The sequence below is a fragment of the Ensifer sp. ENS10 genome, from assembly GCF_014852025.1.
GTDB lineage: Bacteria > Pseudomonadota > Alphaproteobacteria > Rhizobiales > Rhizobiaceae > Ensifer.
Map to the genome: position 1 here is coordinate 563,702 of NZ_JACVAS010000001.1, position 22,599 is coordinate 586,300.

Here is a 22,599-nt window from a genome sequence, read left to right on the forward strand (position 1 = left end):
GGAGAAGGGACAAGCGGCAACCGTTCGCTCCTCTTCCACGTCAAGGAGGGAGGAGAGCGGCGTCCTCGTTCCCTCTCCCCGCGCGCGGGGAGAGGGTTAGTCCTCGGGTTAAACCCGAGGAGAGGGGCATTTGCAGACTGCGGTGCCCTCGATGTCAGGCACATAGATCAGGCGGAATGGAACTTGCTCCAGGATACGCTCACATCGCGGATGAAGCCCGCCATCGCGCTTGAGGGGATCTCAAAATCCTTCCCCGGCGTGAAGGCGCTTTCCGACGTTTCGCTGTCGCTCTATCCGGGGTCGGTGACCGCGCTGATCGGCGAAAACGGCGCCGGAAAATCGACGCTGGTGAAGATCCTCACCGGCATCTATCAGCCGGATGGCGGCACGATCCGCGTTGCGGAGCAGGAGGTCCATTTCCCGACGGCACTTGCCGCAGCGCGTGCCGGCGTCACAGCGATCCACCAGGAAACCGTGCTTTTCGACGAGCTTTCGGTCGCCGAAAACATCTTCCTCGACCACGCCCCGCGTAACCGTTTCGGGCTGATCGACTGGAAGAAGCTCAATACTGATGCGCGCGCGTTGCTTGCGCGCGCCGGTGCCGATCTCGATCCGACGATCCGCCTGCGTGATCTCGGCATTGCCAAGAAACATCTCGTCGCGATCGCCCGCGCGCTTTCCGTCGATGCCCAGGTGGTCATCATGGACGAGCCGACCGCCGCGCTGTCGCACAAGGAGATCCACGAGCTCTATGCGCTCGTCGAGCGGTTGAAGGCTGACGGCAAGGCGATCCTCTTCATCAGTCACAAGTTCGACGAGATCTTCCGCATTGCCGATCGCTACACCGTCTTCCGCGATGGAACGATGGTGGATGAGGGCCTGATTGCCGATGTCAGCCAGGACGAACTGGTGCGCCTCATGGTCGGCCGCGCCGTCGGTTCGGTCTACCCGAAGAAGGAAGTGGTGATCGGCGCGCCGGTGCTCACCGTTTCGGGCTACCGCCACCCGACCGAGTTCGAGGACATCAATTTCGAGCTTCGCCGCGGCGAGATCCTCGGTTTCTACGGTCTCGTCGGCGCCGGCCGATCGGAATTCATGCAGTCGCTGATCGGCGTCACCCGGCCTTCCGCTGGTGCGGTCCGGCTCGATGGCGAGGTGCTCGTGATCCGCAGCCCCTCCGAGGCGATCCGCAGCGGCATCGTCTATGTGCCCGAAGAGCGCGGCCGCCAGGGCGCGATCATCGGATTGCCGATCTTTCAAAACGTCACCTTGCCGTCGCTGTCGCGGACCTCGCGCTCGGGCTTCCTGAAACTTGCCAACGAGTTCGCGCTCGCCCGCGAGTACACCGCGCGCCTCGATCTGCGTGCTGCTTCGCTCGATCAAGACGTCGGCACGCTCTCGGGCGGCAACCAGCAGAAGGTCGTCATCGCCAAGTGGCTGGCGACCAAGCCGAAGGTGATCATTCTCGACGAGCCGACCAAGGGCATCGACATCGGCTCCAAGGCGGCCGTGCACGCCTTCATGAGCGAGCTTGCGGCTCAAGGCCTCAGCGTCATCATGGTCTCCTCGGAAATCCCCGAGATCATGGGCATGTCCGACCGCGTCATCGTCATGCGCGAGGGGCGGATCGCCGGGCGCTTCGAGCGCGCCGATCTGACGGCCGAAAAGCTGGTGCGTGCCGCTGCCGGCATTCAGGAGGCCGCGTGATGGCGAAGTTTCTAAAGAATCGTGAGCTGCTGCTCGTCGGCGCGATCGCCGTGCTGCTCGCGCTCATTACCTGGCGTTTCCCGCCTTTCGTCGCACCCGCCAATCTCGCGCGTGTCTACAACGACACCTCGATCCTCATTATCCTGGCGCTCGGCCAGATGGCTGTGATCCTGACGCGCTGCATCGACCTTTCGATGGCTGCCAACCTGGCGCTCTCCGGCATGGTCGCGGCGATGCTGAACGCTGCTTTTCCGGGCCTGCCGATCCCACTGATCATGCTCGCCGCGATCGCGCTCGGCGCGTTGCTCGGTATGATCAACGGCGCGCTCGTCTGGAAACTCGATATTCCGCCGATCGTCGTGACACTCGGCACGCTCACTATCTATCGCGGCCTGATCTTCCTCTTGACCGACGGCAAGTGGATCAACGCGCACCAGATGAGTGATGCATTCAAGGCGCTGCCGCGCGACGCGCTCTTCGGCTTCCCGGTTCTTTCCTGGCTGTCGCTGGTCATGATCGGGCTCGTCTTCCTGCTGATGAACCGCACGGCCCTCGGCCGCGCCTTCTATGCCGTCGGCGGCAATCCGCATGCGGCCGTCTATACCGGCATCGATGTCGGCCGCACCCGCTTCTCGGCCTATTGCCTTTCGGGCGCGCTCGCCGGGCTATCCGGCTATCTCTGGGTGTCGCGTTATGCCGTCGCCTATGTCGACATCGCCGCCGGCTTCGAGCTCGACATCATCGCGGCCTGTGTCATCGGCGGCATCTCGATCGCCGGCGGTATCGGTACCGTCGCGGGTGCAGTGCTCGGCGCGCTGTTTCTCGGCGTGATCAAGAACGCCCTGCCGGTCATCAACATTTCGCCCTTCGCGCAGATGGCGATTTCCGGCACGGTCATCATTATCGCTGTTGCCGTCAACGCCCGCGCCGAGCGGCGAAAGGGCCGTGTCATCCTGAGAAAAGCGGAGGCTGTCTGATGGCCGAAACCCACCTGGCTCCCCGCCACATCCCCGATCGGCTGGAAGGGCGCGGCGCCCGGCTTTTGAGGAGCTGGGAAAGCCTGCTGTTCGTCGTCGCCTGCCTGATCTTCCTCGGCAACTCACTGGCGTCGCCGTATTTCCTCGATCCGTGGAACCTCTCGGACGCGACCTTCAACTTCACCGAGAAGGCGATGATCGCCTTTGCCATGGCGCTCGTGATCATCTCCGGCGAGATCGATCTGTCGGTGGCCTCGATCATCGCGCTTGCCTCGACGGCGATGGGCTATGCCGTCCAGCTCGGCTTCGATACGCCGGCGCTGGTGGCGATCGGCCTCTCAGTGGGCCTCATTTGCGGCGCGGTCAACGGCCTGTTGATCACTGGTCTCGGGCTGCCGTCGATCGTGGTGACCATCGGCACCATGAGCCTCTTCCGCGGGCTCTCCTTCATCATTCTCGGCGACCAGGCCTTCACCGGCTATCCCGGCAGTTTCTCCTGGTTCGGCCAGGGCTATGTCTGGTGGGTGTTTTCCTTCGAGTTCACGCTCTTCGTCATCCTCGCCATCGTCTACGGCATCGTCCTGCACAAGACCAATTTCGGCCGTGCGGTCTATGCCATTGGCAACAATCAGACTGCAGCGCTTTTTTCCGGCATCCGGGTCGCGCGCATCAAGTTTATCCTCTTCCTGCTTACCGGTCTGATGGCGGGGCTTGCATCGATCTGCCTGACCTCGCGCCTCGGCTCGACCCGTCCGTCGATCGCGCTCGGCTGGGAGCTCGAAGTGGTGACGATGGTGGTGCTCGGAGGCGTCAACATTCTCGGTGGCTCCGGAACCATCCCCGGCGTCGTGCTCGCGGCGCTGATCATGGGCATGGTGACCTTCGGCTTCGGCCTTCTCAACGTGCCTGGTATCGTCATGTCGATCTTCATCGGACTGCTGCTGATCTCGGTCATCGCACTCCCCATTCTCTGGCGGCGTGCCCGCCGCCGTCTCGCGCATTGAGGTTCCGATGGAAAAATACGCCTTCCGCATGCGGCTGAACCCGGGCATGGCCGCCGAATACAAGGCGCGGCACGATGCCATCTGGCCGGAGCTGGCGGCGCTCCTGAAGGAGGCGGGCGTCTCCGACTATTCCATCCATCTGGACGAGGAGACCAGCCTGCTCTTCGGCGTGCTCTGGCGCACTGACGATCACCGCATGGCCGACCTGCCCTCCCATCCGGTCATGCGGAAGTGGTGGGCCTACATGGCCGATATCATGGAAACCCGTGGCGATAACGAGCCGGTGGCGGTGCCGCTCAAGACCGTCTTTCATATGGACTGATGCGATGCGGGTCGTTGGCGTCATCGATATCGGCAAGACCAATGCGAAGGTCGCGGCCGTCGATCTCGAGCGGTTTGAGGAGATCGCCGTTCGCAAAACGGCGAATGTGGTACAAAGGGACGGTCCCTATCCGCATTTCGATATCGACCATCTCTGGGCCTTCCTGCTTGAGAGCCTCGCGGCGCTCAACGCCGAACACGCCTTCGAGGCAGTCTCCATTACCACCCATGGCGCGACAGCGGTGGTGCTCGATCCGGCAGGCCACCTTGCGCTTCCGGTGCTGGACTATGAATACGCCGGTCCCGACAGCCTTGCCGCCGAATATGATGCGGCGCGGCCGCCATTTTCCGAGACCGGCTCGGCACGCCTGCCGATGGGCCTCAATGTCGGGGCGCAACTCTTTTGGCAGCAGAAGACCTTTCCCGATGATTTTGCCCGGGTCGCCTCGATCCTCACCTACGCTCAATACTGGACCTATCGGCTGACCGGCGTGCTCTGCAACGAACTGACCTCGCTCGGTTGTCACACCGATCTTTGGAACCCGCGAGCCGGCACGTTCTCGTCTCTGGTCGAACGCCAGGGCTGGAGGCCACTCTTTGCGCCGGTTTTGAAGGCGAACGATATCGCCGGTGCCTTGCGACCGGAACTCTGTGCCGCAACCGGCATTGCCGCCGAGACGCCCGTCTATTGCGGCATTCATGATTCCAACGCATCGCTGCTCCCGCATCTGCTGACGCGCGCTTCGCCATTCTCGGTGGTCTCCACTGGTACCTGGGTCGTCATGCTGGCGGTCGGCGCAGAGCCGAAGGCGCTCGACGAACATCGCGACACGCTCATCAACGTCAACGCGCTCGGCGAGCCCGTGCCCTCGGCCCGCTTCATGGGCGGCCGCGCCTTCCAGCTTCTGCTGGGGGAGGGGTCGGTTCCCGCATCGCCGGATGTGGAAGAGACGGTCGCCAAGGCCGGCCACATGCTGCTGCCGTCCATTCCCGAGGGGTCTGGTCCCTTTCCGGCTTCGAAGGCGATCTGGACGACCGACGAACAGGCGCTTGGCGCCGCCGAGCGTTTTGCCGTCGTCTCGTTTCACCTGGCGCTGATGACGGCCACCTGCCTCGATCTGATCGGCGCGCGCGGGGAGGTCGTCGTCGAGGGACCGTTTGCCGCAAACAAGGCCTATCTGCGCATGCTCGCAGCGGCGACCGGAAGGCCGGTCTTCGCCGATCCCCAGAATGTTACGGGCACGAGCCTCGGTGCAGCCTGCCTCGTCCAGGGATCGAGGGTCAGGACCGGGATCGAGCCGGTTGCGGGCGAGATTCCCGAGAGCTTCGTCATCTATGCGCAGGCATGGCGCGAGGCGGCACTCAAGCATACAGGCAAAGAAAAGCGGCCGTAGAACATCCGGTCACGGCCGCAAGACGCTTGGCTGTGTCAGTAAGATACGGGCCCGAGCCCGCTCAAAACACAGAGCTGCGATTTGCCGAGCGGTTATGCTCGATGTTGAGCACGATCGATACTGCCATCATTGTCAGGATTGCTGTGAGTGCGGCGCCAATACCAAGAACAATCATTGTTCGTTTCCTGTAAGCGCATCATCATGATGTCGCTTTGCCTAGATCACGATGATTTGGGTCGCAGCGACCCCAATCATAAACGTGATCGATTTCTTACTAGTTAGAGCGGGATGCGGGAGGAAAACCGCACACACTTTTCCTCATCCCGCTCTTGCGAAGGTTTCTTCGCGCATTGAGCGCCCACTTCACTTTCGCTTCGATACGCGAGCGCAAGTCGAAGTACAATTCTAAACTCTTGTGAGTGAGAACCTGTTGTAATCCAGGGGCTTTATTACAGTTTTGTTGCAGTGCAGAAATGGCCCGCGAAAACACCCTGCGAATTTTAGTGAATCCGATTAGAGGCGAGGGACCGTTAACCTTCAAGCAAGGAATTAACCATAAACATGGTCCCACACGTCGGAATGGGATAATTCACAAGTCTCCTCAAGGCATGATGCCGCCCCGCCGTACCGGTTCCGGTCCGGTATCCATTCTTCACCGAATTTACTTGCGGGATGAACGATAGCAGACGCTGCTGGCGGGGGCTGATCTCATCGATGTGGCGTGCACGTCCGGTGGACTGTGGCTCCCCTTGAACCGCCCCGGGCAAATTCGAAAACGCGCATTACCCGGGGATCAGCGTTGAGGCAGGAAGCATCGTCAGAACAGGCAAGGAAGGGCCAGGCAGGCAGCCTGCTGGAGCGCTTGCGTTTTGCCGGGCTCGACGATGAGAGCTGCAACCGCGTCCGGGATCATAGACAGAAGCTTTCTCCCCGCATCGACCAGGCGCTTCGCGACCTTTTCCAGCGCCTCCAGACCTATCCCGATGCCGCCCGCCATTTCGACAGCGATCGCCAGATCGATCGCCTCCAGGATCTTCAGTCGTCGCACTGGAACGTGCTGACCGACGCGCGTTTCGATGGGCTCTATGCCGAGCGCGTCAAGGTGCTCGCCGACACGGCAAGCCGCATGGGTCTCGATCCGCGCTGGCAGATGGCAAGCCACGCGGTCGTGCTCGAACATCTGCTCGTCGGTCTCATCGAAGAGGCCTGGCCGAGATCTTTCCTGCCGATGGGCAAGGCGCGTCGCCGCGAGCTCTGCGACCTCGTCGCCGCGCTGGTGCGCACCGTCTTCGTCGACACCGAGATCGGTGTTTCGCTCCGTTTCAATGCCCTGCGCCAGCAGCACCAGCGGCAGCTGACCGAGCAGCGCAGCGCCGACGAACAGGAAGTCAAGGCGCTCTTCGGCGACTTTGCCGAGAGTCTGAGCCAGGGCGATCTTGGTGCGCGCTTGCCGGAAGCGGCAGCGGAAGCCTACCAGCCGATCGTCGCCAGTCTGAATGCGGCGCTGGAACAAATTCAACAGAGCCTGCAGGCATCTGACCACCACAACCGTTCCGCCGAAGCTCTGGTCGATCGCATGCGCGGAAACGCGGCAACCTTTTCGGACAAGGCGAGTGTCGAAGCCGATGCGCTGTCCGGGCAACTTGCAGCACTTGCCGACATGGCTGGACGCATGGCGAGCGGCTCCGGCCGCATCAGCGCCACGGAGACGAAGGCCAACGAAACCCGCATCGCCGTCGAGCGCAGCGGCGAAATCGCCGGCCAGGCGATCAGCGCCATGGCCGACATCGAGGCATCGGCCGAAAAGATCGGCCAGATCATCGGCGTGATCGACGAGATCGCCTTCCAGACCAATCTGCTGGCGCTCAATGCCGGCATCGAAGCGGCGCGGGCCGGCGACAGCGGTCGCGGCTTTGCCGTTGTCGCCCAGGAAGTGCGCGCGCTCGCGCAGCGCTCCGGTGAGGCGGCCCGCGAAATCAAGCAGCTCGTCTCCGGCACCAAGGCGCAGGTCGAAACCGGTGTCGAGATCGTCGGCCGCACGCAGGACGCGATCAGCAGCATCGTCGAGCAGGTCACGTCGATCAATTCGGCCGTTTCCGGCATAGCCCGCGAAGCGGAGCAACAGGTCGGCGACCTCCGGGGCGTTGCCGCCGAGATCGGCACGATCTCCCAGGGCGTGCAGGCAAGTGCTGCCCTGGCGGGAGAAACCGCGCGTTCGTCGGACGATCTCCACACCGTCATCGTCGAGCTTGGCGAAACCATCCGTCGGTTTCGTCTGGAGCGGCGTCATCCCGTTTCGTCAGCTGTCGGTCGCGAACCGAGCCGGCCGGCCCTGGGCGTAGTTGCTGAAGAGCCGGGACTGCCGCTGTTCGACGACGGGCCGCAACGGCAGCTCGCCGGATGGCAGCGCTGATTTCAAGAGCAGTACAGAGTTAGCAGTCGAGGAAGACAGGAATGGCCAGCAAGAAGACCGCTCAGAAGACGCTTAGCCTCGCTCCGGTGCTGGACCTGAATGAGGCGACGGCGTTGCACGAGAAGCTGATCGCTCTGAAAGGCAGCGACATCGTGATCGACGCTTCGGCGGTCGAGCGGGTGGGCACGCTTTGTGTCCAGGTGCTGATGGCCGGCGCCAAGACCTGGGAAGAGGATCATTTGTCTTTCACCTTCAGCAAGGTGTCGGACGCTTTCGAGAAAACGACACAGCTCATCGGGGTCGAGATCGATCATCTGGTGGCAAAGGAGATTTGAGAAATGAAGAAGCGAGTTCTGACGGTCGACGACTCCCGGACGATCCGAAACATGCTGCTGGTCACGCTGAACAATGCCGGGTTCGAAACGATCCAGGCCGAGGACGGCGTCGAGGGACTTGAGGTTCTGGAAGAAGCCAACCCCGATGTGATCGTCACCGATATCAACATGCCGCGTCTCGACGGTTTCGGTTTCATCGAAGGCGTGCGCAAGAACGATCGCTACCGCGCCATCCCGATCCTGGTGCTGACCACCGAAAGTGATGCGGAAAAGAAGAACCGCGCGCGCCAGGCGGGGGCAACGGGCTGGATCGTCAAGCCGTTCGACCCGACCAAACTCATCGATGCAATTGAGCGCGTAACGGCCTGAAGTCCGGGGATAGCCTCCAATGGATATGAACGAAATCAAAGAGATCTTCTTCCAGGAGTGCGAGGAGCAACTCGCCGAACTGGAATCGGGTCTGCTGAAGCTCAATGACGGCGACCGCGACCCGGAAACGGTCAATGCGGTGTTCCGCGCGGTGCACTCGATCAAGGGCGGCGCTGGCGCCTTTGGGCTCGACGACCTCGTCTCCTTCGCGCATGTGTTCGAGACGACCCTTGATTGCGTTCGTTCCAACCGGCTCGATCCCGGTCCGGAGGTTCTGAAGGTCATGCTGAAGTCGGCCGACGTGCTCGCCGACCTCACCAATGCCGCTCGTGACGGCGGCAGTGTCGACGAGGCGCGCAGCCGCCAGCTGATCAAGGAGCTTGAGGCTTTGGCGAACGGCGAAGTGCCGCAAGCGTCAGCAGCCGCCCCAGCGCCCGTCGAAGTGGTTGCCAAGCCCGTTGCCGCCGTGGCTCCGCCGCCGGTCAGCAACGAAGGCTTCCAGCCTGTCGCTTTCTCCTTTGACGACTTCGACGCTGCCGAAGAACCGCCGCTGATGGAAATGCCCACCTACGAGATCGTCTTCAAGCCGAAGTCCGATCTCTATGCCAAGGGCAATGAGGCAACGCTGCTTCTGCGCGACCTCTCCCGCCTTGGCGAAATGAGCATCCATTGCGACATGGGCGCACTGCCGACGCTCGAGCGGCTGAGCCCGGAGAGCGCCTATTTCTCCTGGAAGATCCAGCTTGCGACCGACAAGGGCGAGGACGCGATCCGCACCGTCTTCGAATTCGCCGAGTGGGATTGCGACCTGGAGATTTCCCTGGTCGAAGACGAGGCTACGCAGTCGGGCGAAGAGCTGCCGATGCAGCCGGTGCCTTTCGATCTTTCGATCCTTGATGATGAGCCGGCGGTTTCGGTCGGTGTCGTCGAGGAGGAAGAACAGCTCGCGTCCCGACAGCAGGACATCCGCAACGCCGCCGTTTCGGCCGCAGGCACCGCCAGCAACGTGCTGCAGATGGCGCAATCCGCAGCCCGCGCCCCTGCCGAAAAGGCAGCGCCCGCCGCCAGCGCGGCCCAGAGCGCTGCCGCCCAGCAGGCAGCCGCATCGGCCGGCACGCCGACGATCCGCGTCGATCTCGACCGTGTCGATCGCCTGATCAACCTCGTCGGCGAACTGGTCATCAACCAGGCGATGCTCTCGCAGAGCGTCGTCGAGAACGACGCCAACGGCACGTCCTCGATCAACATGGGTCTCGAAGAGCTGCAGCAGCTCACCCGCGAGATCCAGGATTCGGTGATGGCGATCCGCGCGCAGCCGGTGAAGCCGGTGTTCCAGCGCATGTCGCGCATCGTCCGCGAAATCGCCGACATGACCGGCAAATCGGTCCGCCTGATCACCGAGGGCGAGAACACCGAAGTCGACAAGACGGTCATCGACAAGCTTGCCGAGCCGCTGACCCACATGATCCGCAACGCGGTCGACCACGGCCTCGAAACGCCGGAGAAGCGACTTGCCGCCGGCAAGAGCGCTGAAGGCACGGTGCGCCTGACGGCCAAGCATCGCTCAGGCCGTATCGTCATCGAACTTGCCGACGACGGCGCTGGCATCAACCGCGAGAAGGTGCGCCAGAAGGCGATCGACAACGACCTGATCGCGGCCGACGCAAATCTCTCGGACGAAGAGATCGACAACCTGATCTTCCACGCCGGCTTCTCGACGGCGGACAAGATCTCCGACATTTCCGGCCGCGGCGTCGGCATGGACGTGGTCAAGCGCTCGATCCAGGCGCTCGGTGGCCGCATCAACATCTCCTCGAAGCCGGGTCACGGTTCGGTCTTCACCATGAGCCTGCCGCTGACGCTCGCCGTGCTCGACGGCATGGTGGTCACCGTCGCCAACCAGACGCTCGTCGTGCCGCTGACCGCGATCGTCGAGACCCTGCAGCCGGAAGCTTCGGCAATCCATTCCTTCGGCTCCAACCAGCGGCTGATCTCGATCCGCAACTCCTTCTGCCCGCTCGTCGACGTCGGCCGCATCCTGAATTTCCGCGCCATCCAGGCGAACCCGGTCGAGGGCGTAGCACTTCTGGTGGAATCGGAAGGTGGCGGTCAGCGTGCGCTGATGGTCGATGCGATCCAGGGGCAGCGCCAGGTGGTGATCAAGAGCCTCGAGGCCAACTACACCCACGTGCCGGGCATCGCTGCGGCGACCATTCTCGGCGACGGCCGCGTGGCGCTCATTCTCGACGTCGACACGATCGTGGCCGCTTCGCGTGGCCAGTCGCTGAAGCCTGAAATGTCTCTCGCCGCTGCTGGATGAATGTGATGACCTATGTCGCAAAAAGTCTGACCACGGACGGGCGAGAGCTGATCGCTTTCCGCGTCGGCGACCAGGAGTTCTGCGTGAACGTGATGTCTGTGCGCGAAATCCGCGGATGGACGCCGGCGACGGCGATGCCGCACGCGCCGACCTACATGCTCGGCATCATCAATCTGCGCGGTGCCGTGTTGCCGATCATCGATCTTTCGGCCCGGCTCGGCATGAAGCCGGCCGAGCCGACCGTGCGTCACGTCATCATCGTTGCGCAGGTCAAAAGCCAGGCCGTCGGTCTGCTGGTCGATGCCGTCTCCGACATCCTGACCATCACCAATGACAAGATCCAGCCGACACCCGACGTTGTCTCGTCGGAGTTCGAGAAGAGCTTCGCCCGCGGTGTGCTGGCGATCGAAGGCCGGATGATCTGCCTCATAGAGCTGGAAGCAATCTTCCCGCAGGAAGAAAGGGAAGCGGCATGAGGAACCAGGTCGCATTCGAACAGAAGCTGTCGCCGGACGAGTGCCTGGCCAGCGGCGAATATCCATTGACCCGCCGCGATCTCACCGAGATCGCCGCGATGATCTATGCGGATGCCGGCATCTATCTCAACGAAAGCAAGGCGTCGCTCGTCTATTCGCGTCTGTCGAAGCATATCCGCAATCTCGGGCTCAAGGGCTTCCGGGATTATTGCCAGCTGGTCGCTTCGCCCGCCGGCGCCGCCGCGCGCCGCGACATGCTTTCGCACCTGACCACCAACTTCACGCGGTTCTTCCGCGAGAACCACCACTTTGAGCACCTGAAGACCGAAGTGCTGCCGGAGCTGATCGCGCGCGCCAAGGCCGGCGGCCGGGTGCGTATCTGGTCGGCGGCCTGCTCGGACGGGCAGGAGCCCTATTCGATCGCGCTGACGGTTCTGTCGCTGCTGCCGAACGCGGCCGACTACGACTTCCGCATCCTTGCGACCGACATCGATCCGAAGATCCTGGCACTCGCCCGTGCCGGCGCCTATGACGCAACCGCGCTTGAAACCGTCAACCCCGCCATGCGCAAGCAGTGGTTCTCCGAGGTCAATGCCGGCGGCCGCTTCAAGTGGCAGGTCGACGATCGGGTCAAGCGCCTGATCACCTTCAACGAGCTGAACCTGATGGCGCAATGGCCGTTCAAGGGCCCGTTCGACGTCATCTTTTGCCGCAACGTCGTCATCTATTTCGATGAACCGACGCAGATGAAGATCTGGTCGCGCTTCGCCGGCATGCTGAACACCGACGGTCATCTTTACATAGGGCATTCCGAGCGCGTGTCGGGTGACGCCAAGTCGCACTTCGACAACATCGGTATCACCACCTACCGCCATACCGGCAAGTTTCATGGAGGACGGGCATGACCGCTCCCGCTCGTGTTCTCGTCGTTGACGATTCGGCCACCATGCGTGGCCTGATCACCGCTGTCCTGAACGCCGACCCTGATGTGACCGTCGTTGGCCAGGCGGCCGACGCAATGGAAGCGCGCCAGGCGATCAAGCAACTCGACCCCGATGTCGTCACGCTCGACATCGAAATGCCGAACATGAACGGCCTCGAATTCCTCGACAAGATCATGCGGCTCCGACCGATGCCGGTCATCATGGTCTCGACGCTGACACACAAGGGCGCAGAGGCGACGATCGCCGCACTCGAAATCGGTGCTTTCGATTGCGTCGGCAAGCCGCACCCGGGCGATCCACATCCCTTCGCCGGCCTGGTCGACAAGGTGAAGGCGGCAGCGCGTTCGCAGCGCAAGTTCATCATCACCGGCAACAAGATCGCGGGCTCTCCCGCTGCCGCCAACGCGAACACGGCTTCGGAATACCGGGCCGGCCGCAAGATCATCGCCATCGGTGCGTCGACCGGCGGCGTCGAGGCGCTGATCACGGTGTTGCAGAAGTTCCCGGCCAATTGCCCGCCGACCGTCATCACGCAGCACATGCCGCACACCTTCACCAAGAGCTTTGCCGAGCGGTTGAACCGCCTGTGCGCGCCGACGGTGCAGGAGGCGACGGATGGTGCGCGGCTCGAAATCGGCAAGGTCTACCTGGCACCCGGTGGCGAGCGCCATCTGCAGGTCGCGAACGCGACGGCACCCTGCTGCCGCCTGGTCGATCGCGAACCGGTCAACGGACATCGGCCGTCGGTAGATGTGCTGTTTGATTCCGTTGCTGAACTCGCCGGCCGCAATGCGATCGGCGTCATTCTGACCGGCATGGGGCGCGATGGCGCCTCCGGTCTCCTGAAAATGCGGCATGCCGGGGCAAAGACCTTCGGACAAAACGAAAAGACATGTGTCGTCTACGGCATGCCGAGAGTCGCCTATGAATTGGGCGCCGTTGAAACCCAGCTCCCCCTCGGTTCCATCGGGGAGGAGGTCCTGAAAGCAGCGGCGCTCCGCAAGGAAGGAAGCGAATAATGTCCATCGCCGAAAAAATCAAAGTTCTGATCGTTGACGATCAGGTGACGAGCCGCCTGCTGCTGGGTGATGCCCTGCAGCAGCTCGGTTTCAAGCAGATCACCGCCGCCGGTGACGGGGAGCAGGGCATGAAGATCATGGCCCAGAACCCGCACCATCTAGTGATCTCCGACTTCAATATGCCGAAGATGGATGGTCTTGGCCTCTTGCAGGCGGTCCGTTCCAACCCGGCGACCAAGAAGGCGGCCTTCATCATCCTGACGGCCCAGGGCGATCGTGCCCTCGTCCAGAAGGCGGCGGCCCTCGGTGCCAACAACGTGCTCGCCAAGCCCTTCACCATCGAAAAGATGAAGGCGGCGATCGAAGCCGTATTCGGGGCGCTCAAATGAACATGGAAGCCGCCGGCAAGCGCGTGCATGTCATCCAGGGCGAGTACAAGGTCTTCAACGATCCCAATATCGTGCTGTCGACCATTCTCGGCTCCTGTGTGGCGGCATGTATGCGCGATCCCGTGGTCGGTGTCGGCGGCATGAACCATTTCCTGCTGCCAGGTTCCGCGACGTCGCCCGCTTCCGGCGGCGACGCGACCCGCTACGGGGTCCATCTCATGGAGCTCCTGATCAACGGACTGCTGAAGCAGGGCGCGCGCAGAGATCGTCTTGAAGCCAAGATCTTTGGCGGCGCCAAGACGATCGCGCGTTTCTCCAATGTCGGCGAACAGAATGCCGCTTTCGCACGGCAGTTCCTGCTCGACGAAGGCATCCGCATCGTCGGCGAAAGCACCGGCGGCGAGCACGGTCGCAAGCTCGAATATTGGCCGTCCAGCGGCCGGGCCCGGCAATATGCCCTGACCGGCGTCGAGACGCAGCGCACCGTACAGTTGGAGGAGCGTCCGGTCATCGCGCCGAAGCCGGCCGAAAGCTCGATCGAATTCTTCTGATCCTGCGGGGCAGGCGCCTCGCAGGCCGCAAATAAGACCTTCTACCGAAGCCCCGAGCCACGTGAGACATACCAATGCAGACCGACTACCAGGGCCACATGCCGCACGTGGAAGAAGCACTGCCCGAAGTGCTGATGCGCATCGTCACCGAGCTGCATGACGTCGCCTATCTGATCGAACGGATCGAACCGCAGCTGGCAGGTGATGAGGGGGCCGATGCGCTCGCCAATCCGGACAAGATGATGCTGCTGCAGGGCATCGACCTCGCGGTGCAGAAGACGCGCGGCATCGCGGAGTTCATCGACACCATAACGGCGTCGATCCCCGACGACTGGCTGGTCGACGTGACCACTGCCGTCAGTCTCGTCAAGCTTGCCGATATGAAGAAGGCACTTGGCAACGGCATGTTGCGCCACGGCCACTCCCAGCCGCTGACCAAGGCAGCGGGTGATTTCGAGGCATTCTGACGCTCGTCGGAAGTCTGTGCGACGCGCGAATCTGGCAATAGCGCCGCAAAATCAGCGGCTTGCGGCGCGCAGACCAGCGCTCAGCTCATGCCGCTTACCCCGGATATCCGCCTTCACAGGCTCTTGTCAGTCAGTGGATAACTCTGCCGATGCGTCCATTCGATCGGCGATCCGGGCCGATCAAGCCAATTTCGCGCAAGTTTCGTTTCCTACGGTCCCGATCGGGGCTGGTAGATTCGCGCGCATTGGAAGTCGATACAAAGCATGTCGATACCCAGCAAACCCGAATGTTGGAACTGCGCAGGGCGCTCGGCCGATGACCGGCTTGAAAGCTCTGCGATACTGGGTGCGGAAACAGAATGAGTCTGTTGGATCAACTTTCGACGGTCACGAAGAACCTGAGCAATCTCCGGCAGGGCAAGCTGATCGCGCTGGCGGCAGCCGGCATTGTCGCGGTCGGCCTGGTGCTCGGGGCGGGCATTTACGTCAACAGACCCTCGTTCGAAACGCTCTATGTCGGGCTCGAACGCAGCGATGTCACCCAGATCAGCATCGCGCTGGCTGAGGCCAATATCGATTTCAATGTCGGCTCCGATGGCGCCAGCCTCCAGGTTCCCGTCGGCATGACGAGCAAGGCGCGCCTCCTGCTCGCCGAGCGTGGCCTGCCGAGCAGTGCCAATGCCGGTTACGAACTCTTCGACAATGTCGGTTCGCTCGGCCTCACCTCCTTCATGCAGGAAGTGACGCGGGTGCGTGCCCTCGAAGGCGAAATCGGCCGTACCATCCAGCAGATTTCCGGCATCGCCGCCGCCCGCGTCCACATCGTGATGCCGGAACGCGGCAGCTTCCGCAAGGCGGACCAGAACCCCACAGCCTCGGTCATGATCCGCGCCAGCGCCACCGTCGGCCGCAGCGCCGCTGCCTCGATCCGCCATCTCGTCGCCTCTTCCGTACCGGGGCTCGACGTCGATGACGTGACCGTGCTTGATTCGACCGGACAGTTGCTCGCCTCCGGCGACGATCCGGCCAACAGCGCTCTCAACCAGTCGCTCGGCGTCGTCCAGAATGTGCAGACCGAGCTCGAGAAGAAGATCGACAACGCGCTGGCGCCCTTCCTCGGAATGGACAATTTCCGTTCGAGTGTCACCGCGCGGCTGAACACCGATACCCAGCAGATCCAGGAAACGGTCTTCGATCCGGAATCGCGGGTTGAACGCTCCACGCGCGTGACCAAGGAAGAGCAGAAGTCCAGCCAGCAGCAGCCGGACAATGCCGCCACCGTCCAGCAGAACATTCCTCAGGCTGCCCCGAGCGGCGGCGCCGGCCCGAAGTCGAGCGACGAGGCCGAGAAGAAGGAAGAGCAGACCAACTACGAGATCAACAGCAAGACGATTGCTACCGTCAAGAACAGCTACACGATCGAACGCCTCTCCATTGCCGTCGTCGTCAACCGTGGCCGACTGGCCGCGATGGTCGGCGAGCCGGCCGACCAGGCGAAGATCGACGCCTATCTGCAGGACATGCAGAAGATCGTCGCTTCCGCTGCCGGCCTCGATACGAACCGCGGCGACGTCGTGACCCTGACCGCCATGGACTTCGTCGAAACGCAATTGCTCGACCAGGCCGTCGCCGGCCCCGGCGTGATGGAAACCCTGACCCGCAATCTCGGCGGCATCATCAATGCCCTTGCCTTTATCGTGGTGGCCGCTCTGGTCGTCTGGGGCATGCGGCCGCTCGCCCGTCAGCTCGGGTTCGGCAGCACTGCCGGCCAGCTCGAAGGCGAAGCCGCCGGTCTCGAACTGCCCGACTTCTCTCCGGCCAATGCCGGTGCCGGCGGGGCGCTCATGGAAGGCTTCGGGTCGGACTTCGGCTTCGACAGCACCGACGACCTGCTCAATATGGGCGAAGACGGTGGCTTCAACCGCCGTGTCAAGGAAGGCCCGGAAAGGCGCCTGGCCCGGATGGTCGAGATCAGCGAAGAACGCGCGGCGAAAATCCTGCGCAAATGGGCCCTCGACAAGGCCGCCTGATATCGCCGCAGCCCTGCCGCAATCAAACAGATCCCGCCCTTGTGGCGGGATTTGTGTTTGTGGCGTCGCTCCCGCATGTCAGGCGGCGTCGTCTATGTTCGGGCCAAATATTGTGAGAGTCCGGGCGCGTCCGCCGCCACTGCCGCAAATTTGCTTCAAGTTTCGAAGTGAGGCCGCTGAGTCCTGTGGGAGCCGAGAATGGTAATATTTTAACGATATCTTAATTTATAGATTCGTCGCGCGCGCATGGCGTGCATTCGGTGCGGTCATCTACTATACCGGATTCCAGCTATACATAGTCAAACTGAAATATAACTTCGCATGCACTCAGATTTATTCTGAAAGTTTCACAATTTATATATCGGTAAAATGAGAAGAGCCCGAAAAACTCCTGATGCATTTCAGCCACAGCTGTGAAAACAAAGTATAATTTCTTCAGGTTCTAATTTTCGAATTTCGGCAATAAGCGCCCGTTTGTTGGGCAAAACCACGCCAATAGCGCTGTCCAGGATCGCGGCTGACGCGCGGGAACGGCAGGTTTTCAAGTAGAAATGCATTGTCTATCAATGTGTTGTGCCTTGGCATAGGCGATGAACGTCATTGGGCAGAACAGGCGAGGCCTGTCTGGGCCGAATCGGTCTATGCACAGGGTGTGAAGTAAATAGCCAGAACAGGGCGGTGGTATTTTTCTCGTGCCGATGTACATTTTTAACAGTTGATTCGCGTCCTGATCTGCGACTGGTGGTAATATTCGGCTTCGGCCGGCTGTTGGCGGCGACAGTGCAAGTGCAGTTCCGGGATGTGAATCCGGCACGGGGGCTGAACTCATGGACATTTCGCAAGCAGACATTGCTGTCTGGCCTTTGCCGACGGCACCGACACGTGCACGCGGCGGCGGTTTCTCGCGCGAACAACTTTTGCGAAGGCTGGGGGAAGTCGCCGGTCGGGGCGGTCTTGGCAGCGGTCTGTCGGCGCTGACCGAATATGTCGGCGCGAGCCACTATCTTCTGGCGCGCTATGACATCTCGCAGGACAACGGGCTCGACTTCGTGGTCTGTTCCGATTGGCCCTTCGACGTGGTGCGGCGCCTCTCCGGCGTCGTCACGTCGCTCCACGCCAAGACGACCGAGCTTGAAAAATGCCTGGCGGTGCTGCAGCCGTGCTTCTACGCGCTGCCCGATGACATCGGCCTGCCGCGCGGCATCAGCCGCGAATATTGTGCGGTCACCTTCAACGTCGGACGGCTGCGCTTCTCGCTGATGCTGCTCATGCCGGAAGACGTGATCCTCTCGCAGGAGAGCCTGCGGGACGTCACGCTGCTTGCGGGTTACCTCGCAAGCTTCACGACGCGCGCCGAAGTCCGGCACGATCGAGACTTCGAGTTGACGGAGCGCGAGCTCGAATGCCTCTTCTGGATCGCCGAGGGCAAAACCAGCGAAGAGATCGCGGTGATCCTCGGAATTTCGCGCAACACCATCAACAACTACATCACCAGCGTCATGCGCAAGACCGCGACCAGGACGCGATCGGAAGCGATAGCTTACGCGGTGCGCAACAATCTTGTGTGAGGAACGGGCGCGATGACGCATTTTCTCGGTGGTGGGCGGATCGACGACGACCACAAGCTCGCCCGGCAGGGCAACCGCGCCGCACGTGCCGCAACCCTGGTCACGCGTCTGCAAGCGATGCAGCGGCAGATCAATGCCAAGCATTTCGCCGTGCTGCGCCTCAGCGGTAAAGGCACGGCCCGAAAGCTGACCTGCGTCCTCGACAACTGGGGCCTTACGGCCGAAGCGAACGCGCATGATCTCATCACCGCCTATGGCGAGGAACTGGTTGCCCATCTCGATCAATCCCTGCTGCCGGTGCTTTGGAACGGGGCAGGGGAGCATCAGGCAGCGGAAGTCTCGGAACTCGCGCCCTTTGCGTATCGGTTGAAAGTGCGCAAGCTTGCCTATTCGGGCATAGCCTTTCCTGTCAGGCTCGGCGCCCAGGGCAACGGCTACGTCATCTTCGCCGGCAGCTATATCGATGCCTCGACCGAACAGGTGGTGGATCTGCATGGTCGCAGCTGCATGATCATGACCGACCTGCTGGCCGCCGATGAAAAGCGCATGGCGCCGGCCGAAACCTTGAGTGACCGCGAGATCGCCTGCCTGCAGATGGCGGGCGACGGCCATATCAGCGAAGAGATTGCCGAGCGCATGGGCCTCTCCGTCCATACGGTCAACGCCTATCTGGGCGCTGCGACCACCAAGCTCGATTCGGTCAACCGCATCCAGGCGATCGCCAAGGCGATCCGCCTTGGCTACATCAGCTAAGCGCATTCAGCGCCGGCGCCATCTGCAGAATACTGGGGCGCAGGCGCGGTTCTTTTAGCTTGCGAGCGGCAGTTCGTAGGATTTGATGAATTTTGCGTCCACCAGGCTCCGCGCCAGGAAGGCCGTGTTCTCGTCCGGGTCGGCCGACGGGTTCTGGAAACTGATATGGCTGATCTCGATGCCGGCCGTCTCGTTGCCAAGGGACAGGCGGACATAGATGGTGACACCGCGGGGCTTGAGCTCCAGGTCGAGGACGATTTCCGGCTCGCAATCCCAATCGAGATTGTAGTTGCCGCCGAGACCGAAGTTGACCGTACCGGGCAGAAAGTAAAGTTCTGCCGCGGATTCGACGAGATCGGCGAGGCTGGCGTAGGATTCGAACCGCAAGAGGGCGATGAAATCGGCGGCGTCGATGAGCCGCAGTTCGGTCGCCACAGGGCGGATTGCTTCAGCTACGATCTGTTCCCGCTTCTCGGAGAATTCGCACTTTTTCATCGGAGTTATGTCATCCGTTTTGGTTGCGACGCATGCACCCTGTGAATGAGCTCGGCAACAGCCTTGTAAAACACGGGTGGAATCACACTATCGACCGAGACTTGTGCAAACATGGAGCGTGCAAGTGGCGGATCCTCGAAGACGGGTATGCCATTTTTCTCTGCAATTTCACGGATTTTCAGGGCAACCAGGTCCTGGCCCATCGCCACGACGATGGGCGCGTCGCTTTCCTCGCGGACATAACGCAACGCGACCGCGTAGTGAGTCGGGTTGGCGATCACCAGCGTGGCACGCGGTACGGACGAGATCATCCGTTTGCGCGCCCGGTCACGCTGCATCGAACGCAGGCGCGACTTGACGATCGGGTCGCCCTGGGCCTGCTTCATTTCCTCCTTCACTTCCTGCTTGGTCATCATCAGTTCGGTGTACCAATGGTGCCGTGACCAGAAGAGGTCGGCGATCGCCAGAACCGCGGTCGCAAACAGGATGACGATCATGATCTCGTTGAGATCGTTCGCCATCGTCGAAAACATCGTGACCGGGTCCGAAAACATCAAGTCGAGCGTCGCGAAGTAGTTGTTCCACAGCACCAGCACGACGACGACGGAGACGATGATGATCTTGAACAGCGACTTGCCGAACTCGACCAGTCCCTGCACGCCGAAGATGCGCTTGAGCCCGCCCATTGGTGAAATTCGGTTCAGCTTCGGCTGGACGCGGTCGAGAACCGGCCGTGGCAGGTTCTGAAAGATCGAGGAGCCGACACCGAAGAGGATGAGCAGCACGAAGGCCGGAACGAGCAGCGCGGCCGATTTCCATGCGAGATGGGTGATGAGTGCCACCACGTCGGTCGAATTTTCCAGCCGCCAGGCTTCCGGCTGCTCGAAGATGTCCTTGAGGGCCTCGGCCATGGTGCCGACGCCGTCGGCAAGGAAGAAGACGAAGAAGATGTAGATCGCGAGCGTCGAGGCGAACATGGTCGCCTCGCGGGAGAAGGGCACGTTACCCTTCTCGGCAGCGTCGGAGATCTTCTTCTCTGACGGGGCCTCTGTTTTGCTGTCTTTATCCTGATCATCAGACATGAAGCAGGAGGCTCCGGTTACATCTGGGCAGCGTTGATCGCGTTTTCTGCAGCGCCGTGCGTCTGTTCAGACGCGCAAAGGTCGTTGCAACACGTTGAGCTGCTGCGTGCTCCTCAAATCGAGGCCGATCCAAGGAAATGCAGTAGTGAACCCGGAAGGCAGGGCAGGCAAGCGTTGAGCCCCGGCATTCGCCAGGGCTCAACAGGAAATACGGTGAGGAAGGCGCGCGCCAGCCGTCCGCCCGACGGGCCCATGCGGCGCGCCTGCTCGATCAGGCCGCCTGCGCGTCCTTGTCCTTGAGCTCGAGCTGGCCGCTGGCCGCCAGGCGAATGGCTTCCTGGGTGATCGAGCGCCGTGCGATCGCGATGTCGCGCGGGTTGATGCCGGCATCGCCCATGGCGAGATCGGATTCGATCATGCGGCGCTGGCGCGCGCCGATCGAGGCAAGTACCGATTCGCGCAGTTCTCCCGTCGATCCGCGCAACGCCATCGTGATGATGTCCGTCGACACGTCGTTGAAGAGTTGTACGCGGCTGCGCTGCGGCATGTAGAGCACGTCGTCGAAGAGGAAGATCTTCGGGCGCACCTTGTTGGCGGAAGCGGTGCTGAGCGATTCGAGCGACGCGAGCAGGGTGTCCACCTGCGGCTTGTCGAGTTCGTTCATGACCTCGGCGATCTTGGCCGGGCCGGCCGAATTGCGTTCCGCTTCCATCTCGCCGATCATTTCCATGACGCGCTTCTCGATGATCGCGGCGGCTTTCGCGTTGACGTCCTTCATGTTGACGGCGCGCTTCAGGATGTCCGGCCGCTGCTCTTCGGAAAGCTGCAGCAGCACCTTGGCACCGAAACCCGAAGGCATCATCGACAAAACGTAGGCGATCGTCTGCGGATGTTCCTTGGCAAGCTGTACCGACACGGCGACCGGGTCGCATTCCTGCAGGCGATCCCAGATGCTGGCCTCGTAGGACTGGAAAGTGGCGCGGCGGCCGAGCAGGCCGTCGACCTCGTCCGGGGTCAGGCCTTCTTCGAGGATGCTTTCGATCGCCTTGGCATTGTCCATCAGCCCGGCGCCCTCGGTGAAGAGGTCTTCGAACTCGTTGACGAGTGCTTCCAGCTCATGCGGCGGAATGGCGCGCAGCGACTGCGCCGCGGCGATGATCGACTGCAACTCGCTCTGGGTGAAGAACTTCAAGAGCTTGCTTGCGACGCCCTTGCCCATGGCAAGCAGGACGGCCGCCGCCTTGTCCGTCTGGCTCAGCGGCCTTGATAGCGCCTGAGCCTCGAAACTTTCGAAATCCATCATGGATTCATCCTTCGCCCGATCATCGGGTTTTATGACTTCTTGCTGCCCTTGATCTCGATGAGTTTGACGCCGAATCGGGTGTCGTCGCCTTCGAGAACGGTAATTTCGCCGCGGCCGATCACCCGGCCGTTGACCATGATCTCGACCGGCTCTCCGATCCGGCGATCCAGCGCGATCGTTGCACCTTCGCTCAAGTTCATGAGACCGGACACCTGCATGCGGCTTGTGCCGAGCACGATCTGGACGTCGATCGGGATATCCATGATCAGGTCGAGGTTGGCCGTCATGCCGCTGCCGGGCGGCGCGTCGATCGCAGCGTCAGCGCTGTCGAAGGACGTCGCACCGAAATCCGTGCCGCCGAAATCGCTCGAAACGGAACCGCCGCCGAGGTCGGCGCCGAAGTCGCTGGAGCCGAAATCGCCGCCGAACGCGTCGAGGCCGCCGGCCGGTGCGCCGAAGTCGCTACCGAAGTCGGTTGCGGCGCCAGCGGGTTCGCTGCCGAAATCCGAGCCGAAGGCTGCCGGCGCATCCGAATCCTGCTTGAGGACACCGCGCAGGTCATTGATCGCCTGGTCGAGTTCCATGTCTCCGACAGCGGCTTCTGCCTGTTCGTTGATGGGTGCTTTCTTGGGTGCCATGTGAGAACTATTCCAGTTGAAGCTTGCCTCAGGCATGCTGCGAG

At 62.0% G+C, this 22,599-nt stretch carries 22 protein-coding genes; 18 read left to right on the forward strand and 4 right to left on the reverse strand.

The genetic code is table 11. The features are described 5' to 3' along the window. The first annotated feature begins 210 nt into the window (after window positions 1-210). From IB265_RS02755 to visR, 18 genes are all read left to right on the forward strand, one after another. On the forward strand, window positions 211-1,707 hold the full coding sequence (locus IB265_RS02755; protein WP_192494617.1) for a sugar ABC transporter ATP-binding protein: 1,497 nt from the start codon (window positions 211-213) through the stop codon (window positions 1,705-1,707). Next, entirely contained in the window at window positions 1,704-2,684 is a 981-nt protein-coding gene (locus IB265_RS02760; RefSeq protein WP_057248186.1) for an ABC transporter permease, read from the forward strand. Before IB265_RS02755 ends, IB265_RS02760 begins: the two co-directional genes overlap by 4 nt. After that, a complete protein-coding gene (locus tag IB265_RS02765) occupies window positions 2,684-3,688 on the forward strand; it encodes an ABC transporter permease (protein ID WP_057248187.1) in 1,005 nt (334 codons plus the stop codon). Before IB265_RS02760 ends, IB265_RS02765 begins: the two co-directional genes overlap by 1 nt. A gap of 7 nt (window positions 3,689-3,695) precedes the next feature. Then, window positions 3,696-4,010, forward strand: coding sequence for an L-rhamnose mutarotase (rhaM, locus tag IB265_RS02770; RefSeq protein ID WP_057248188.1), 315 nt, complete (start codon window positions 3,696-3,698; stop codon window positions 4,008-4,010). Between the two features lie 4 nt (window positions 4,011-4,014). Beyond that, window positions 4,015-5,403: an FGGY-family carbohydrate kinase gene (locus tag IB265_RS02775; RefSeq protein ID WP_057248189.1), complete on the forward strand. Its 1,389-nt coding sequence runs from the start codon at window positions 4,015-4,017 to the stop codon at window positions 5,401-5,403. Window positions 5,404-6,202: 799 nt separating this feature from the next. Beyond that, window positions 6,203-7,816: a globin-coupled sensor protein gene (locus tag IB265_RS02780; protein ID WP_057248190.1), complete on the forward strand. Its 1,614-nt coding sequence runs from the start codon at window positions 6,203-6,205 to the stop codon at window positions 7,814-7,816. Window positions 7,817-7,857: 41 nt separating this feature from the next. Next, window positions 7,858-8,151, forward strand: coding sequence for an STAS domain-containing protein (locus tag IB265_RS02785; RefSeq protein WP_057248191.1), 294 nt, complete (start codon window positions 7,858-7,860; stop codon window positions 8,149-8,151). Window positions 8,152-8,154: 3 nt separating this feature from the next. Continuing rightward, window positions 8,155-8,520, forward strand: a complete 366-nt coding sequence (locus IB265_RS02790; protein ID WP_025425897.1) for a response regulator — start codon at window positions 8,155-8,157, stop codon at window positions 8,518-8,520. A 19-nt stretch (window positions 8,521-8,539) separates the two neighbouring features. Then, window positions 8,540-10,840 carry a chemotaxis protein CheA gene (locus IB265_RS02795; protein WP_057248192.1) on the forward strand — a complete coding sequence of 767 codons (2,301 nt, stop codon included), beginning with the start codon at window positions 8,540-8,542 and terminating at the stop codon, window positions 10,838-10,840. 5 nt (window positions 10,841-10,845) lie between these two features. Further along, entirely contained in the window at window positions 10,846-11,316 is a 471-nt protein-coding gene (locus IB265_RS02800; protein ID WP_057248266.1) for a chemotaxis protein CheW, read from the forward strand. Beyond that, window positions 11,313-12,221 (forward strand): protein-glutamate O-methyltransferase CheR, encoded by a 909-nt coding sequence (gene cheR, locus IB265_RS02805; protein WP_057248193.1) that lies wholly within the window; start codon window positions 11,313-11,315, stop codon window positions 12,219-12,221. The genes IB265_RS02800 and cheR overlap by 4 nt, the downstream gene beginning before the upstream one ends. Further along, entirely contained in the window at window positions 12,218-13,279 is a 1,062-nt protein-coding gene (locus IB265_RS02810; protein WP_057248194.1) for a chemotaxis response regulator protein-glutamate methylesterase, read from the forward strand. The genes cheR and IB265_RS02810 overlap by 4 nt, the downstream gene beginning before the upstream one ends. Continuing rightward, window positions 13,279-13,668, forward strand: a complete 390-nt coding sequence (locus IB265_RS02815) for a response regulator (protein WP_025425902.1) — start codon at window positions 13,279-13,281, stop codon at window positions 13,666-13,668. The genes IB265_RS02810 and IB265_RS02815 overlap by 1 nt, the downstream gene beginning before the upstream one ends. After that, window positions 13,665-14,219: a chemoreceptor glutamine deamidase CheD gene (cheD, locus tag IB265_RS02820; protein WP_057248195.1), complete on the forward strand. Its 555-nt coding sequence runs from the start codon at window positions 13,665-13,667 to the stop codon at window positions 14,217-14,219. The genes IB265_RS02815 and cheD overlap by 4 nt, the downstream gene beginning before the upstream one ends. A 74-nt stretch (window positions 14,220-14,293) precedes the next feature. Continuing rightward, window positions 14,294-14,686, forward strand: a complete 393-nt coding sequence (locus IB265_RS02825) for a hypothetical protein (protein ID WP_057248196.1) — start codon at window positions 14,294-14,296, stop codon at window positions 14,684-14,686. 359 nt (window positions 14,687-15,045) lie between these two features. After that, on the forward strand, window positions 15,046-16,716 hold the full coding sequence (gene fliF / locus IB265_RS02830) for a flagellar basal-body MS-ring/collar protein FliF (RefSeq protein ID WP_192494618.1): 1,671 nt from the start codon (window positions 15,046-15,048) through the stop codon (window positions 16,714-16,716). A gap of 827 nt (window positions 16,717-17,543) precedes the next feature. After that, window positions 17,544-18,284 carry a transcriptional regulator VisN gene (visN, locus tag IB265_RS02835; protein ID WP_057248198.1) on the forward strand — a complete coding sequence of 247 codons (741 nt, stop codon included), beginning with the start codon at window positions 17,544-17,546 and terminating at the stop codon, window positions 18,282-18,284. 12 nt (window positions 18,285-18,296) lie between these two features. Then, the gene (gene visR, locus IB265_RS02840) at window positions 18,297-19,037 is read left to right on the forward strand and encodes a transcriptional regulator VisR (protein ID WP_057248199.1); all 741 of its coding nucleotides are present in this window, start codon (window positions 18,297-18,299) and stop codon (window positions 19,035-19,037) included. Window positions 19,038-19,091: 54 nt separating this feature from the next. Here visR and IB265_RS02845 read toward each other — a convergent pair whose 3' ends face one another. From IB265_RS02845 to fliN, 4 genes are all read right to left on the reverse strand, one after another. After that, window positions 19,092-19,532, reverse strand: a complete 441-nt coding sequence (locus tag IB265_RS02845) for a hypothetical protein (protein WP_057248200.1) — start codon at window positions 19,530-19,532, stop codon at window positions 19,092-19,094. Window positions 19,533-19,537: 5 nt separating this feature from the next. Further along, window positions 19,538-20,614: a flagellar biosynthesis protein FlhB gene (gene flhB, locus IB265_RS02850; protein ID WP_057248201.1), complete on the reverse strand. Its 1,077-nt coding sequence runs from the start codon at window positions 20,612-20,614 to the stop codon at window positions 19,538-19,540. Between the two features lie 271 nt (window positions 20,615-20,885). Further along, window positions 20,886-21,917 carry a flagellar motor switch protein FliG gene (gene fliG / locus IB265_RS02855; RefSeq protein WP_057248202.1) on the reverse strand — a complete coding sequence of 344 codons (1,032 nt, stop codon included), beginning with the start codon at window positions 21,915-21,917 and terminating at the stop codon, window positions 20,886-20,888. 29 nt (window positions 21,918-21,946) lie between these two features. Further along, entirely contained in the window at window positions 21,947-22,591 is a 645-nt protein-coding gene (fliN, locus tag IB265_RS02860) for a flagellar motor switch protein FliN (RefSeq protein ID WP_082615703.1), read from the reverse strand. Window positions 22,592-22,599: the final 8 nt, after the last annotated feature.